Consider the following 14,311-nt stretch of genomic DNA (forward strand, 5'->3'; position numbering starts at 1 on the left):
GCCTCCCCGTACGACAGCGAGTGACTTCAGCCCTCGGGCGACGCGACGGCGTCGCTCCGAGTGCTCGGTTCGGACGGCCGGTCCGTCGCTCCCCCTCGGCGACGCGTTCCGGTCACCGGATCCGTGCTTCCCCAGGTTCCCCCCTCGAGGCACCGACCGGCACCGCTAGGTTTCCCGCCGGGGATCTTAGCGTGACGGGATGCATATTCATGCCACTCCGGGGAGGCATCCGTTCGGTCCGCCCTCCCCACGGGGGCGAACGCCACCGGCGGTATAAGCACCCTTAAGAACCGGGCACCGCATCGTTCGACCATGCAGCCACGGGACCTCTCCGCACACTCCCCGTACGTCCCCGGACGGGGCGTCGAGGAGGTCGCCCGCGACCTCGGCATGGAGCCCGAGGAGTTGACGAAGCTCTCGTCGAACGAGAACCCCCACGGCCCGAGCCCCGCCGCCGTCGACGTCCTTCGGGAGTACGCCGCACAGGTCCACGTCTACCCGAAGGCGTCACACACCGATCTGACGGACCGACTCGCGACCGAGTGGGACCTCTCGCCCGAGCAGGTGTGGGTCTCCGCGGGTGCCGACGGCTCGCTCGACTACCTCTCCCGCGCCATGCTCGATCCCGGCGACCGCGTCCTCGTCCCCGACCCGGGCTTCTCGTACTACGGGATGACCGCTCGCTACCACCACGGCACCGTCTCCTCCTACCCGCTCCCGAAGGCCGACGGCTTCTCACAGACCGCCGACCGGATCATGGAGGCGTACGACGGCGAACGGATCGTCTACGTCACGACGCCGCACAACCCCACCGGCAGCGAGATGGCGCGCGCGGAACTCGTCGACCTCCTCGGCCGCGTCGACGACCACACGCTCGTCGTCTGCGACGAGGCCTACGGCGAGTACTCGGAGCGCGAGAGCGCGGCGACGCTCCTCGACGAGTTCGACAACCTCGCCGTTACGCGGACGTTCTCGAAGGCGTACGGCCTCGCTGGCCTGCGGATCGGCTACGCGCTCGTCCCGACGGCGTGGGCCGATACCTACGCCCGTGTGAACACGCCATTCGCGGCGAACGAACTCGCCTGTCGGGCCGCCCGAGCGGCGCTCGACGACGACGCCCATCTGGAGAAGACGGTCGAGACCGCCCGCTGGGCCCGCGAGTACATGTACGACCACCTCGACGCGCCGACGTGGGAGAGCGCGGGCAACTTCGTGCTCTGCGACGTCGGCGACGCCTCCGCCGTGGCCGACGCCAGCCAGCGCGCGGGCGTCATCGTTCGGGACTGTTCCTCGTTCGGCCTCCCCGCCTGTCTCCGCGTGTCGACAGGGACGCGCGAGGGGACGAAACGCGCCGTCGAGGTGCTGAACCGCGTCGCGCGCGAGGTGGCCGAGGCGTGAGAGTCGTCCTGACCGGGACGCCCGGGACGGGCAAGACGACAGCGTCCGACCGCCTCCCGCACGAGGTGGTCCACCTCAACGCGGTGATCGAACGTGAGGGACTGTGGACCGAACGCGACGAGGGACGGGACTCGCTCGTCGTCGACCTCGACGGTCTCCGCGCGTGGGTCGACGACGCCGTCGGATCCACGGACGACGAGGGAGTCGTCGTCCTCGAATCACACCTCGCTCACCTGCTCGACGCCGACCGCGTGGTCGTCCTTCGGTGTCGCCCCGACGTGCTCGAATCCCGCCTTCGAGAACGGGGTGAGTCGGCGGAGAAAGCCCGCGAGAACGCCGAGAGCGAGGCGCTCGACGTAATCCTCACCGAGGCCGTCGACGCTCACGGCTCCGAGCGCGTGTACGAGATCGACACGACCGACCGCTCGCCCGACGCGGTCGCCGCCGAGGTCGAGGCCGTCGTCGCGGGCGACCGCGACCCCTCCGCGGGCGACGTGGACTTCCTCGACTACCTCCACTCATGACGCTCGACCGGTTTCGGCCGCTCGCCGACCGCGCGCTCGGCCCGTTCGTCACGGCGGCCGACGCGGTCGGGCTCAGCCCGAACGGCGTGAGCGTCATCGCATTCGTCGTCGCCGTCCTCGCCGGCGGGGCGTTCTACGCGGCCTCGTCGCTCGCGTACGTCGTCGGCGCGGTCTGCGTCTTCCTGAACGGCTGGCTCGATCTCGTCGACGGCGCCCTTGCCCGCGAGCAGGAGGTCGCGAGCGACGCCGGCGACTTCCTCGACCACGTGCTCGACCGCTACGCCGACATCGTCATCATCGCCGGGCTCGCCGCCGGCGTCGGCCGATACGGACTCGGCTTCGCGGCCGTCACCGGCGTCGTCATGACCTCGTACCTGGGGACGCAGATCCAGGCGGTCGGGCTCGGTCGCGCCTACGGCGGGCTTGTCGGCCGGGCGGACCGCCTCGCGCTCGTGGGACTCGCGACCGTCGTCGGCGCGGTCGTTCCCGGCCCGCTGGTCGCGGGGCTCTCCGTGATCGGGCTGCTCTTGGCCTTCTTCGCCGTCGTCGGCCACCTCACTGCCCTCCAACGCTTCTGGGGCGCGTGGTCCGATCTTACGTGACGGAGACGAATCGGCCCGTCGGGCGACGCGACCCGTTCCGCCGCGCTCGGCCGGTCGACTCGGGATCGGCGGCGCATCTTTTATGCAGTGGGCTCTGTTAGAGAGCGGTATGCCCCAGTGCGAGATGTGCGGCGCCTCCAAGTCGTCGCTCACCACCGTCAAGGTCGAGGGTGCCGAACTGGAACTCTGCGACGAGTGCAAGGACTTCGGCACCGAGGTCCGCACTGAGTCGTCGTCGAGTTCCACGAGCAAATACTCGACGTCGTCCTCGTCCGGGAAGTCGTCCTCTTCGTCGTCCACGTCGTCCTCGTCGTCCTCTTCGTCGTCGACGCGACGCCGACGGGACATGTTCGACACGATGGACGAGATCGCGACCGACTACGACAAGCGCGTCCGCGAGGCCCGTGAGAGCCGCGGCCAGAGCCAACAGGAGCTCGCCGGCGAACTCAACGAGAAGACGAGCCTCATCCGGAAGATCGAGCGCGGTGACGTCCTCCCCAGCGACGACGTCCGAAAGAAACTCGAACGCGAACTCGGCATCTCGCTGACCGAGGGGTCGAGCGGCGACGACGACAGCGAGTGGTCCTCGGGGTCGTCTACCACGACGACGCTCGGCGACGTGGTCAAGCGCAAGGACTGAGCGTCGACCGGGTTCGACGTGTAGGCCACGTTCATGTGAGCCACCCTCGAGTGACGACCCCCTCCCGACGTTTCGGCCGTCGCCGGCTCGTCGATCACCCTGACCCGGCTCACCTGGCGAACGCGTCGACCGTCGCCCGGTCGGGAGCGAGGATTCAAATACCGGAACGGAGCCACCTCGGCGCGTGACGTAGCGACTGTCGCACGGCGACCCACGGTCGTCCGGTACCCCGCCGTGCGCGAGCGGTCCGGTACCGGCTGTCAGCCCCGGAGCCCAGGAGACGCACCGCGGAGGTGAAGCTATTTATCCGATCCGGAGTGAAGACTCACCCGCATGTTCATTCTGGTGAACCTCAAGGCGTACCCCTGCGACCCGGTCGCGGTCGCGGAGGCCGCCCGTGACGTCGCCGAGGAGTCGGGCGTTCGAATCGCCGTCTCGCCGCAGGCCGCACACATCGAGCGCGTCGCCGAGACGGGTGTCGAAACGTGGGCCCAGCACGTCTCGCCGAACGACCACGGCTCGCACACGGGGAGCACGCTCGCCGAGGCCGTCGCCGAGGCCGGTGCAGTGGGGACACTCCTCAACCACTCGGAGAACCGACTGAAGCTCGCCGACATCGACGCCTCGCTCGCGGCCGCCGAGCGCGCCGGCCTCGAAACGTGCGTCTGTGGGAACAACCCCGAACAGATCGGTGCCGTATCGGCACTCGGCCCCGACTCCGTCGCGGTCGAACCGCCGGAACTCATCGGCGGCGACATCTCGGTCTCCACCGCCGATCCCGACATCGTCGTCGACGCCGTCGAGGCAGCCGCGGCCGTCGACGAGGACGTCGAGGTGTACTGCGGCGCGGGCGTCTCGACCGGCGACGACGTCGTCGCCGCCGGCGATCTCGGCGCGACGGGCATCCTCCTCGCCTCGGGCGTCGCCAAGGCCGACGACCCGCGGGCGGCGCTGGAAGACCTCGTCGCGGGGCTGTAGCGCACTCCGTTCTCCGCTCTCGTTCGCTCCGTCCGCCGCCCGCGAGCTACGTGTTGGTGTCCTCAGCGCGTTCGGCCTCGGCCCCGGCCCCGGTCTCGGTCTCGGCGTCGGATTCGTCGCTCCCGTCAGACGGCTCGTCGACGAAGACCGCCTCCACCGCCGCCACGGCCTCGTCGAACGCGTCGGGATGTAGTCGATGGGCGTACTCCGTCCGGACGTGGTCGGGGAGCGCGTAGGCGTACTTCCCACGACCGGCGTGCCGGACGAAGCCCGCCTTCCTGAGCGTCCGGTTCCGCGCGTACGCGACCTTGTGATCGCCGGGGCCGCCCGCGGCGACCTGTGCGGTGACCGGATCCGCGATGCCCTGTGAGCGGTAGTGGGCGAGCATTCGACGCGTCACCGCGTCGAAATCCGCGAGTTGCGCTCTGAGGTCGGTCGCGACGTCGCCGACGGCTCCGTCGGGCAGCGGTGGCGTCGTCCCCTGGGGTGACTCCTCCGCGGACTCATCGAGCGCCGCCGCGAGCGTCGCGCTGGCGGCCGTCGCGGTCGCGCCGCCGTCGGTCGCCCCGTCCGCACCGGCCGTCATCTCGGGGTCGGTCGCCAGCGGGAACGGGCTGTCGGCGTCCGGGTCGGCGCTCGCGGCGGCGTTGACTACCGTCTCCTCGTCTGCCGCCGCGGCAGCCGGAAGCGCCTCGTTCGGCGGCTCTGTGGCCTCGGTGTCGCCGTTCTCGCTCGCGGCTTCGGCGGCCTGCGGGTCGCCCTCCGGGGCTGTCCCGGCTTCGTACTCACGGAGTGCCCGCTGGTACCCGTCGGGCCGGGAGAGGTTGCGGCCGCTGCCATCGCGATACGGGGCTTCGGCCTTCTGGAACATCGCCTGGGCCATCTGGTCGGCGAACCGCCGCAGGTCGCGCGCCTCTTCTAACTCCGTCTCGAGTTCCGCGATGCGGTGTTCTTTCTTCTCTAGCTCCTGTCGCAGATCGGCGAGTTCGGACTCGCGGCGCTCCTTCTCGTCGGAGATGTCGCGGAGTTCGTCGACGAGGTCTCCGCTCACCGACTTGAGGTCCGGGCGCTCGAAGTCGTCGAGGCCAGGGGTCGCGCCCGCGTCGAACGTCGTCTTCCGGCGGAACTGCACCCGCCGGATCGATTCCGACCAGTCCGTAACTAAAAATCCCTCGCCGTCGCCCATGTCCTCGATGGCGTCGGAGAACTCCTTGCCGAGTATCCGCTTGACGACTTTCGTGTCGTTCCGCCAGGTGAGCCGGTGCCAGACGAGCCAGTCGCACTGGGTGATGAAGTCCTTCTTCACGTCCGCGGGCCGCTGGGAGATGCCGACGATCCCGAGGCCGTGTTTCCGGCCGCGCTTGCCGACCTTGATCAGCATCTTGCCCGTCTCGTCCATCCCGCCCCCTTCGGGGATGTACTCGTGGCACTCCTCGACGAGCATCAGGAACGGCTTCTTCAGCTTCTTCTCCTTCGCGAACAGGTGCCGCGTCGTCTGCAGGAGGAGCGACTTCGCCTCCGACTCGTCGAGGTAGCCCGAGACGTCGAGGATGATCGGGACGTTCTGTTCGAGCGCGAGCGACGCGATCTTCTCGGCGTGCTCGGGGTTGACCTGGATGTCGCACTCCTCGTCGGCCCCGACGTGGAGGATCTCGAACTGCTCTTTGAGGCCGTAGTACTCGCCGTCGGTGTCGACGACCAGGACGGGAAAGTTCGCCGAGAGCAGTTTCTCGACGACGACAGACGCCGTGTTCGACTTGCCCGACCCCGACTTCCCGGTGATGAACCCTCTCCCCGTGAGGATCTCGACGGCGGGCAACGAGACGGTCGTCCCCGGGTCCGTCCCGTCGCCCCCCGGGCCGGCGCTCACGTCAGCGACTGTGATGGTCTCCCTATCGGTCATGCGGTCTGTCGATAGGTGGCCGGCCGCGCACAAAGGTGTACGTCAGACGGACGACTGACGGCCGCGGTCAGCGCTCGTCGTCGCCGTCGAACGCCGAAAGGGACACCTGTCCCCGGCGCGAGCGTCGGTCGTCCGCCGGATCGGTCGCCGACTCTGGGTCGGTGTCGTCTCCCCCTTCGCGGTCCGGTGGCACCGCCGAATCGTAGCCGTCGAGTCGGACCTGCTCGCCGGCACCGAACGTGAGGTTCGAGACGCGAACGCCGACCTTGCGGACGGTCTCGCTCGCGAACTCGGAGAGGAGTTCGAGCGCGACCCGTTCGACGAGCGCCGGGTCGTCGACCGGCCCCGAGAGCGACTGTTCGCGCGTGTTGACGTCGAACGGGGGGCGGACGACCTTCACGCCGATGGTGCGGTAGGTCGCCTCGCGGTCGGTCGCGCGGGCGGCGACGTCGCCCGCGAGCGCGCGAACCTTCTCGCGTACGCGCTCCGTCTCGTCGGTCGCGTCGGTAAATGCCGACTCTCGCGAGAGGCTCTTCGGTCGCCCCGTCGGCTCGACGATCCGGTCGTCGTCGCCGCGCGCTCGACGGTGCAACGCCACGCCGCGGTCGCCGAACCGCTCGCGCAGGACGGTCGGATCCGCCGCACCGAGGTCGCCGGCCGTCTCGATACCCATCCCTCGCAGCTTTCGGGCGGTGACCGGGCCGACGCCGTGAATCTCGTCGACCGGGAGCGGCGCGAGGAACTCGCGGACCCGATCGGGTGGCACCGCGACGAGCCCGTCGGGCTTGTCGTGGTCCGAGGCGACCTTCGCGGTGGCCATGTTCGGGGCGACGCCGACGCTGGCCGGTACGCCGACCTCCCGTGCGATCCGTTGTTTGACGTACCGGCCGTACCCCTCCGCGAGCGTCCGCTCGTCGCCGTCGCCGGCGACCCGTGCCCAGGAGGTCCGCTCGGTCACGTCGAGGTACGCCTCGTCGATGCTCACCTCGCGCACCACGTCGGCGCAGTCGTGCAACACCTCCTTGACCAGCGCCGCGATCTCGCGGTAGTAGTCGAGATCCACCGGCAGATACCGTCCGCCCCCGCCGTCTTCGACCCGGGGGAGCGCATCGAGCGCCTGCGAGATGGGTTGGGCGCTCTCGACGCCATGCGCGCGCGCTTCGTAGCTCGCAGTCGCCACCGCACCGTGGCTCTCGCCGGGCTCGAACCCCATGCCGACGACGACCGGCTCGCCCGCCAGCGTCGGATCGCGGCGTCGTTCGCAGGACGCGTAGAAGCAGTCCATGTCGACGTGGAGGACGACGCGTGCGTCGTCGGTGTCGTCGGGCGGACGCGCGGCGGCGGCGAACGGAGCCTCCGGATCCCGCATCGGTTCCCAGTCGGTGCCGGAGGCTACTGAGCGTTCGCAAAGCGGAGCGGAAGTGAAACCAGGGAGGAGAGTGCGCCGGGACGACGCCGAACCCCTCGCGCGGTTCGGTACGCTATGTCACTTCAGCCGTTCTTGGAGGAACGACGGATGGGCGGCCGTGACGCCGTCGACGGCGAGGATCTCCTCGGCGATGACCTCGCCGAGGGCGTTGCCGTCGGCGGCACGGACCTCGGCCATCAGCATGTGGTCGCCCGACGACGAGTAGAGCGACTCGACCGCCTCCAGTCGTTTCAGCGCCCGGGTCGCTTCGACGTACCGCTCTGAGGCGACGTCGATCCCCACCATGGCGATGGACTGCCCGGAGAGCTTCTTCGGGTCGACGTCCGCGGAGTAGCCGACGATGACACCGTCGTTCTCTAACTGCTGGATGTACTTGCGAACCGTCGGTTTCGAGACCTCCGCGCGCTCGGCGATGTCGGCGTAAGACGCCTGTGCATCGTCTTCGAGCACCCGGAGAATCCGCTCCTCCGTGGAGGTGACTCCCATGTCGTGACGTTTTTGGCCGTAGAAAAAATATGTTGCGAATCGAAAAACCAGACTCGCCTCCCCGGTGACGGCACCCGACGACGGCGTCCGACAGCGGTACCACGGCACGACGCGGTCCGCGGACACGTCGAGGGTCACGCCGGCGCGGTCCGCGGACACGTCGAGGGTCACGCCGGCGCGGCCCACGTCGTGCGGCGGGTCGCACGTCCAGCCGCGGACCGGACTCCGGGGGCGAACGCGACGAGACACGCGAGTGGTGGGGGCGGGACACGCGTTGTCGATCGGGGCCCCACGGCTACGTGGGTCGGGCTTGGTGGAACACGAAAAAGATCAGAGACGGAACCGCGACGTGACCTCAGCGGTGCTTTTCGAGGAACAGGTCGTACGACCGTTCCCACTCGTAGTCGTCGTCGAAGTACCGCTCTGCGAGCGGTTCCTCGGGCATCTCGCCGATGGCACGCTTCTCCTGGCCGTAGGAGGGGCGGTCGCCGTCGACGTAGTAGCGGCCGGTGAGGACGGTCCCCTCGTGGAGGGCGTCCTCGGTCTCGGCCATCATGTCCGCGGCCTCGCGCCGGTCGTTGGTGTCGAAGTCGTAGTCGTCGGAGTCCTGGATGTCGATGTACGGGACGTACTGCCGAGCGTCCTTGTTCCAGGTCGGACACTGGGTGAGGAAGTCGACGTGCGAGAACCCGTCGTGCTCGATGGCCTCGACGATGATCTCCTTGGCTTGGTTCGGGTTCACTGCCGCAGTGCGGGCGATGTACGACGCACCCGAGGTGAGCGACAGCGACAGCGGGCGAATCGGCTGCTTCGCCGACCCGTGGGGCTGGGTCTTCGACTTGTGACCCATCGGCGACGTGGGCGAGGTCTGCCCCTTCGTCAGGCCGAAGATCTCGTTGTTGAACACGATGTACGTCATGTCGTGGTTCTCACGAGCCGAGTGCATGAAGTGGTTCCCGCCGATTCCGTAGCCGTCACCGTCGCCACCGGCGGCGACGACGGTAAGGCCTGGGTTGGCGAGTTTGGCCGCCCGAGCGATGGGCAGCGATCGGCCGTGGATGGTGTGGAAGCCGTAGCTCTCGAAGTAGCTGTTGAGCTTGCCCGAGCAGCCGATGCCCGTACAGAGGAGCATCTCGTCGGGGCTAAGCCCGAGTTCGGCGGCGGCACCCTTCAGCGCCTTCAGGACGCCGAAGTCACCACAGCCAGGACACCACGTCGGCTGGGGTTCAAGGCCGGGCGTGAACTCGTTCTGGTCGTGTTCCGTCTCTTCTCCGATTGCGCTGAATGCACTCATGATTAATCACCTGCGGCGGGGACGAACTTGGTCTCGGTCCCCGGGAGCGTGTCGTTCTCGACGATCGTCGTGACGAAGCCGTCGACGATCTCGGCGGGCTCGAACGGGTTACCGTTGTACTTGAGGAGCGACGAGAGTTGCTCGCCGTACCGTCCCAGCTCTTTCTGAGTGAGCCCGCGGAACTGTGCGGAGGCGTTCATTTCGACGACGAGCACCTCATCGACGCTCTCGATGAACGCTTCAACTTCGTCGACTGGGTACGGCATCATGTCGGACACCGACAGCGCCTTCACCGAGTAGCCGTCGTCGTTGAGGCGGTCGATCGCCTCGAAGACGGTCCCCTGGTTCGAGCCCCACGTCAGGATACCGTACTCGGCTTCCTCGGGACCGTGTGGGGTCTGGTTGCTCCCCTCGGCGGCGTCGAGATCTGCACGGATGTTCTCAACCCGCGACATGCGGCGATCCATCTGGAAGACGCGGTTCTCGGGGTCCTCGCTGATGTGACCCGCGGGCATGTGCTCGTTGCCGGTCGCCAGGAAGTGACCGTCTTTCTGTCCGGGGATCGATCGAGGGCTGATCCCCTTCTCGACGTTGTGCTGGAAGCGGTTGTACTTGCCAGAGGCGTCGTGCGGTGCCTCGGCTAGTTCGGCCTCGGTGAGCACCGACCCCAGGTCGGGGTTCGGCTCCTCGTCGAAGTGGCTCGCGGGCACGTTCACGAGCTCGCCGCCGAGTTTCTGGTCGTAAATGACGATGGCGGGGATCTGGTACTCGTAGGCGAGCGAGAACGCGGTTCGCGTCTGGGTGTACGCCTCCGACACCGTCGAGGGCGCGAACACGACGCGGTTGGAGTCGCCCTGCGAGGTGTAGAGGACGTGTTCGAGGTCGCCCTGTTCGGGCTTCGTCGGCAGGCCGGTCGAGGGACCGGCGCGCATCGCCTCGACGAGGACGACGGGCGTCTCCGTCATCTCTGCGAGGCCGAGCGGCTCGGACATCAGGGCGAACCCGCCTCCAGAAGAGCCGGACATGGCTTTCACGCCCGCGTGGGAGGCACCGAGCGCCAGCGCCGCGGCGGCGATCTCGTCTTCGACCTGCTCGGAGATGCCGCCCACCTCGGGGAGGTTCTGCGACATGATGGTGAACACTTCCGTCCACGGCGTCATCGGGTAGCCCGCGATGAACCGGCAGCCCTCGTCGAGCGCGCCGTAGGCGATGGCATCGGAGCCCGACAGAAGGACCTGCTCCTCGTCGTGTTCGCCCTCGGGGACGGAGACGTCGTGGGTGTGCTCGACGTCCATCGCCATCTCGTACGCCTCGTCGAGGATCTCGAGGTTCGGCTCGAGGATCTTCTCCGGCATTGCGTCGGTCATCAGCTCGACGATCCACTCGCGGTCGATCCCGGCGAGCGCACACGTCACGCCGACGCCGGCGGTGTTACGCATGACCTCGCGCCCGTACTCGCGTGCGAGCGAGCGCAGATCGAACTCGTAGACGTGCCAGTTGTTCTCCTCGACGCGTTCGTCGAAGTCCTCGACGACCGAGGTGTCGACGAGCCCCTCGTCGACGACGATCACACCGCCCTCGCGGAGTTCGTCGAGGTTCTCGTACAGCGGCTTCTGTTCCTCGTCGCCGTAGTACGCTCCTTCCGAGGGGTTGCGCGCGAACGAGTCACCCAGCGTCAGGAGGAAGTTGTAACCGTCCCCGCGCGACTCGACCGGGTCCGCGGAGGCGCGGATCTCCGTGTACGTGTGGCCACCACGGATGCGCGATGGGTAATGTCGATGTGTGAATACGTGCAGCCCCGACCGCATCAGGGCCTTCGCGAAGTTCTGGCTCGTCGAGGCGATCCCGTCACCGGACCCCCCAGCGATTCGCCAGATGAGTTCGTCATCAGTCATGTTGTGGTCACGGCCCCGTGGGCCCTAGGGGACTTGTTGGCGAGGTACCGATTAAAGACTTTGCTATACATTGACAAGGAAAGATGATGAAGGACCTAATATTGTATGGTCGATCCCCCCAAACGTAACGGATTCTGCGGTCACACGCTTCGAAGACGGGAGTCAGCCCCCCACGGCTGAGGCCGTGGATTCCTCCTCGAATGTCTGTGAGACCGGCGTCGGTCGGCCGCCGCCGTGACCGTTACTCGTTTCGCGGCGAGGAGGGGTGGTACTCGGTGTCGTACTCGCCGACGTCGCCGTCGAGTCTGTCGGGGTTGATCCGCCCGCCGAGCAACATGAAGTCGAGGATCGTGAGCGACAGCATCGCCTCGACGACCGGAACCGCTCGCGGGGGAAGCACGGGGTCGTGCCGGCCGACGACCTGGATCTCCTTTTCGTCCCCCGTTTCCCAGTCGACCGTCTTCTGCTGTTTGGGGATCGAGGTCGGCGCGTGCCACGTCGCCTCGCCGTAGATGGGCTGACCGGTCGTGATCCCGCCCTGGAGGCCGCCGTGTTTGTTCCCCTCGGGGACGGGGTCGCCCTCGTCGTCGAACGCCCAGTCCTCGTTCCTGTCGAGCCCCGTCCACTCCCGGGCCTCGCGCCCGAGTCCGTACTCGACGCCAGTCGTCGCGGGGATAGCGAACATCGCCTTGCCGAGGCGTGCCGGGAAGGAGTCGAAGCGCGGCGCGCCCAGTCCGCGCGGAACGCCGCGCGCCTCGAAGTAGATCGAGCCGCCGATGGAGTCGCCCTCCGTCTGGTACTGGTCGATGCGCTCGCGCATCTTCTCCGCCGTTTCGGGGTGGGCACACCGGACCTCGTTCTCCTCCGTGTGTTCGAGCATCTCCTCGAAGCTCACCGGCGGGGCCTCGATGTCGCCGATCTGGTTGACGTGTGCCTTCACCTCGATGCCCTGGCTAGCGAGGATCTTCCCCGCGATCGCACCCGCCGCGACCCAGTTGACCGTCTCCCGCGCCGACGAGCGGCCGCCACCGCCCCAGTTCCGCGTGCCGAACTTCGCCGAGTAGGTGAAGTCGCCGTGGCTCGGTCGCGGTGCCGTTACGTAGGGTTCGTACTTGCCCGAGCGGGCGTCCTTGTTCTGGATGACCATGCCGATGGGCGTCCCCGTCGTGTAGCCGTCCTGAACGCCGGAGTTGATGACCACCTCGTCGGGCTCCCCTCTGGACGTGGTGATCATCGACTGGCCGGGCTTGCGCCGGTCGAGTTCCCGCTGGACGTCTTCCTCGGAGAGTTCTAACCCCGCTGGACAGCCGGAGACGGTGACGCCCATCGCCTCGCCGTGAGACTCGCCGTAGGTCGTCACCTGGAAGAGACGACCGAATCGGTTCCCGTTCATTACCAGAGTGTGAGAAGGGTAGGCATTTCAACCGTGCGGAATTCGCGGTGGACGCCGACCACGGTGGGCGCGGGAGCGCTTCGACCGCCGTGGAACCCCTCCGCCGATCGCGCCCCGATAGCTTATTCGCGATCTCCGACGAGAGCAACGCATGGTCTCCGACCCACCCGCGTCCCTCCGCGACCGCCTCGAAGCCACCTTCTGGGAACGCCACGCGAACCCCTGGAGCGCCGGCACCCGCTTTCTCACGATGCCCGCGTTGCTGTACGCGATCTACACGCGTGACCGCCGCCTGTTCGCCGCCGTCGTCGCGTTCACCGTCGTCAACCCCGTTCTCTTCCCGCGCCCCGAACGGACCGACTCGTGGCTCTCCCGGATCGTCCTCGCCGAGCGCGAGTGGCTCGGCGACGAGAGGGGAACGATGGGTCTGGACTACCCCAACGTGCTCAACCTCCTGAACGTCCCGGCGACGCTGGTCGCGCTCTGGGCCGCCTGGCGACGGAGACCCCTCGGAGCTCTCGTGGCGTGTGTGGCCGCGATGGGACTCAAGATCTGGTGGGTCGACGCGATCATCCGGCGAACCGACGCGGGCCGAAGCGGGCAGTGGGCCGAGTGAACGGTGCGTCGCTGGCTGTCGGTACGTTACAGAGACGTGGGGTCGGAGGGATCGTGAACCGCGAGGACTTCGCGTCGCTCGCCCGCTGGGTTCAAATCCTCTTCGTCAACGACTGAGCGCGCTCACGGTGAGCGAGCGCACGCTATGCGGTGCTCGCCGTGTGGTTCGCGTGAAAAGGGAGTGGGGTCGGAGGGATTTGAACCCCCGATCGACTGATATCTCCGGTCGCGCCTCGGTCCTCCAGAGGGTCGTCAACACGACCGATGATCAGTCGGTCGCTCGGTATATCAGTCTGGAGTGTCGTCACCGGGCGGTAGCCTCTGGAGTCAGTCGCCATGCCGGGCTTGGCCACGACCCCTGCGCTCTCCCGTAAGCCGATTCGGTTAAAAGGACTTTCGGTTCGGTTAGGTTCGGTCCGCCTCTTTCCAGTCGCAGTCCTGGCACTTGTAGCCCGTGACGAACTCCGTGACGGAGGGCATGTAACCGACCGAGAGGACGTTCCCGCCGCAGTCGGGGCAGTCGCGATCGGCGTCTTCGATCCCGTCGGTCTCCATCGGGCGCGACCCCTCGACGAGTTCCGCGAGTTTGTCCGGCGTGACCATCCGACCCTGCACGACGCGATTGCTCATATCTCGAGAAGGAGAGCCGCGTAAGTAAGCCTTCGTCCTCGTCGGACCGGGAATCGGTTCAGCCGACGACGACCCGAAGCGTCCGGTCGCGCGGGCCGTCGCACTCCACGAGGAGCACCGACTGCCACCGCCCGAGTGCGAGGTCGCCGTCGACGACCGGGACCGAGACGCTGTTGCCGAGCAGGAGCGCCCGGAGGTGGGAGTCGGCGTTGCCGTCGAGGGTGTCGTGGTCCCAGCCCTCGTCGGGGACGAGGTCGCCGAGGAAGGATTCGACGTCGCCGAGGAGCCGTGATTCGGCCTCGTTGACCACGAGACCGGCCGTGGTGTGGTCGACGAAGACGGTACAGACGCGCTCGCCGCCGTCGACGCCGGCGTCGGCGACGGCCTCGCGAACCGCGTCGGTCACGTCGACGACGGTCAACCGGGCGTCGGTCGAGACGGTCAGTCGGGTCATGATCGGTGTAGGCCCCCCGAGCGAATGTCTCTTGTCACCGCCAGCCGCAGAGGGTCGGGGGCCGCCAGTC

Annotated in this window: 14 protein-coding genes and 1 tRNA gene; 6 read left to right on the plus strand and 9 right to left on the minus strand. The window is 67.9% G+C overall.

Annotated features, from left to right (window positions below):
• Positions 1-312 precede the first annotated feature (312 nt).
• The 5 genes from hisC to tpiA all read left to right on the plus strand — a co-directional run bounded on the left by hisC (position 313) and on the right by tpiA (position 4,142).
• Positions 313-1,398, plus strand: coding sequence for a histidinol-phosphate transaminase (gene hisC, locus NKJ07_RS06090; protein WP_318569693.1), 1,086 nt, complete (start codon positions 313-315; stop codon positions 1,396-1,398).
• Positions 1,395-1,922 carry an adenylate kinase family protein gene (locus NKJ07_RS06095; protein WP_318569694.1) on the plus strand — a complete coding sequence of 176 codons (528 nt, stop codon included), beginning with the start codon at positions 1,395-1,397 and terminating at the stop codon, positions 1,920-1,922. Before hisC ends, NKJ07_RS06095 begins: the two co-directional genes overlap by 4 nt.
• A complete protein-coding gene (locus NKJ07_RS06100; RefSeq protein ID WP_318569695.1) occupies positions 1,919-2,524 on the plus strand; it encodes a CDP-alcohol phosphatidyltransferase family protein in 606 nt (201 codons plus the stop codon). The genes NKJ07_RS06095 and NKJ07_RS06100 overlap by 4 nt, the downstream gene beginning before the upstream one ends.
• A 109-nt stretch (positions 2,525-2,633) precedes the next feature.
• The gene (locus tag NKJ07_RS06105) at positions 2,634-3,164 is read left to right on the plus strand and encodes a multiprotein bridging factor aMBF1 (protein WP_318569696.1); all 531 of its coding nucleotides are present in this window, start codon (positions 2,634-2,636) and stop codon (positions 3,162-3,164) included.
• A 333-nt stretch (positions 3,165-3,497) separates the two neighbouring features.
• Positions 3,498-4,142, plus strand: coding sequence for a triose-phosphate isomerase (tpiA, locus tag NKJ07_RS06110; RefSeq protein WP_318569697.1), 645 nt, complete (start codon positions 3,498-3,500; stop codon positions 4,140-4,142).
• Positions 4,143-4,188: 46 nt separating this feature from the next.
• Here tpiA and NKJ07_RS06115 read toward each other — a convergent pair whose 3' ends face one another.
• The 6 genes from NKJ07_RS06115 to aroC form a co-directional block, all read right to left on the minus strand.
• Positions 4,189-6,045: an ATP-binding protein gene (locus NKJ07_RS06115; protein ID WP_318569698.1), complete on the minus strand. Its 1,857-nt coding sequence runs from the start codon at positions 6,043-6,045 to the stop codon at positions 4,189-4,191.
• 67 nt (positions 6,046-6,112) lie between these two features.
• A complete protein-coding gene (dinB, locus tag NKJ07_RS06120) occupies positions 6,113-7,414 on the minus strand; it encodes a DNA polymerase IV (RefSeq protein WP_425504731.1) in 1,302 nt (433 codons plus the stop codon).
• A gap of 117 nt (positions 7,415-7,531) precedes the next feature.
• On the minus strand, positions 7,532-7,960 hold the full coding sequence (gene lrpA1 / locus NKJ07_RS06125) for an HTH-type transcriptional regulator LrpA1 (RefSeq protein ID WP_318569699.1): 429 nt from the start codon (positions 7,958-7,960) through the stop codon (positions 7,532-7,534).
• A gap of 355 nt (positions 7,961-8,315) precedes the next feature.
• Positions 8,316-9,254 carry a thiamine pyrophosphate-dependent enzyme gene (locus NKJ07_RS06130; RefSeq protein WP_318569700.1) on the minus strand — a complete coding sequence of 313 codons (939 nt, stop codon included), beginning with the start codon at positions 9,252-9,254 and terminating at the stop codon, positions 8,316-8,318.
• 2 nt (positions 9,255-9,256) lie between these two features.
• A complete protein-coding gene (locus NKJ07_RS06135; RefSeq protein ID WP_318569701.1) occupies positions 9,257-11,149 on the minus strand; it encodes a 2-oxoacid:acceptor oxidoreductase subunit alpha in 1,893 nt (630 codons plus the stop codon).
• Positions 11,150-11,390: 241 nt separating this feature from the next.
• Positions 11,391-12,542 (minus strand): chorismate synthase, encoded by a 1,152-nt coding sequence (gene aroC / locus NKJ07_RS06140; protein WP_318569702.1) that lies wholly within the window; start codon positions 12,540-12,542, stop codon positions 11,391-11,393.
• Positions 12,543-12,693: 151 nt separating this feature from the next.
• Here aroC and NKJ07_RS06145 point away from each other — a divergent pair, with 151 nt between their 5' ends.
• A complete protein-coding gene (locus NKJ07_RS06145; RefSeq protein ID WP_318569703.1) occupies positions 12,694-13,158 on the plus strand; it encodes a DUF6653 family protein in 465 nt (154 codons plus the stop codon).
• Between the two features lie 181 nt (positions 13,159-13,339).
• Here the strand turns inward: NKJ07_RS06145 and NKJ07_RS06150 are convergent.
• The 3 genes from NKJ07_RS06150 to NKJ07_RS06160 all read right to left on the minus strand — a co-directional run bounded on the left by NKJ07_RS06150 (position 13,340) and on the right by NKJ07_RS06160 (position 14,241).
• Positions 13,340-13,516 (minus strand) — tRNA-Trp (locus NKJ07_RS06150).
• Positions 13,517-13,562: 46 nt separating this feature from the next.
• On the minus strand, positions 13,563-13,787 hold the full coding sequence (locus NKJ07_RS06155; RefSeq protein ID WP_318569704.1) for a DUF5795 family protein: 225 nt from the start codon (positions 13,785-13,787) through the stop codon (positions 13,563-13,565).
• A gap of 58 nt (positions 13,788-13,845) precedes the next feature.
• Positions 13,846-14,241 carry a secondary thiamine-phosphate synthase enzyme YjbQ gene (locus NKJ07_RS06160; RefSeq protein ID WP_318569705.1) on the minus strand — a complete coding sequence of 132 codons (396 nt, stop codon included), beginning with the start codon at positions 14,239-14,241 and terminating at the stop codon, positions 13,846-13,848.
• Positions 14,242-14,311 lie beyond the last annotated feature (70 nt).

It is taken from the genome of Salinigranum marinum (assembly GCF_024228675.1).
In the GTDB taxonomy this organism is placed as follows: Archaea; Halobacteriota; Halobacteria; order Halobacteriales; family Haloferacaceae; genus Salinigranum; species Salinigranum marinum.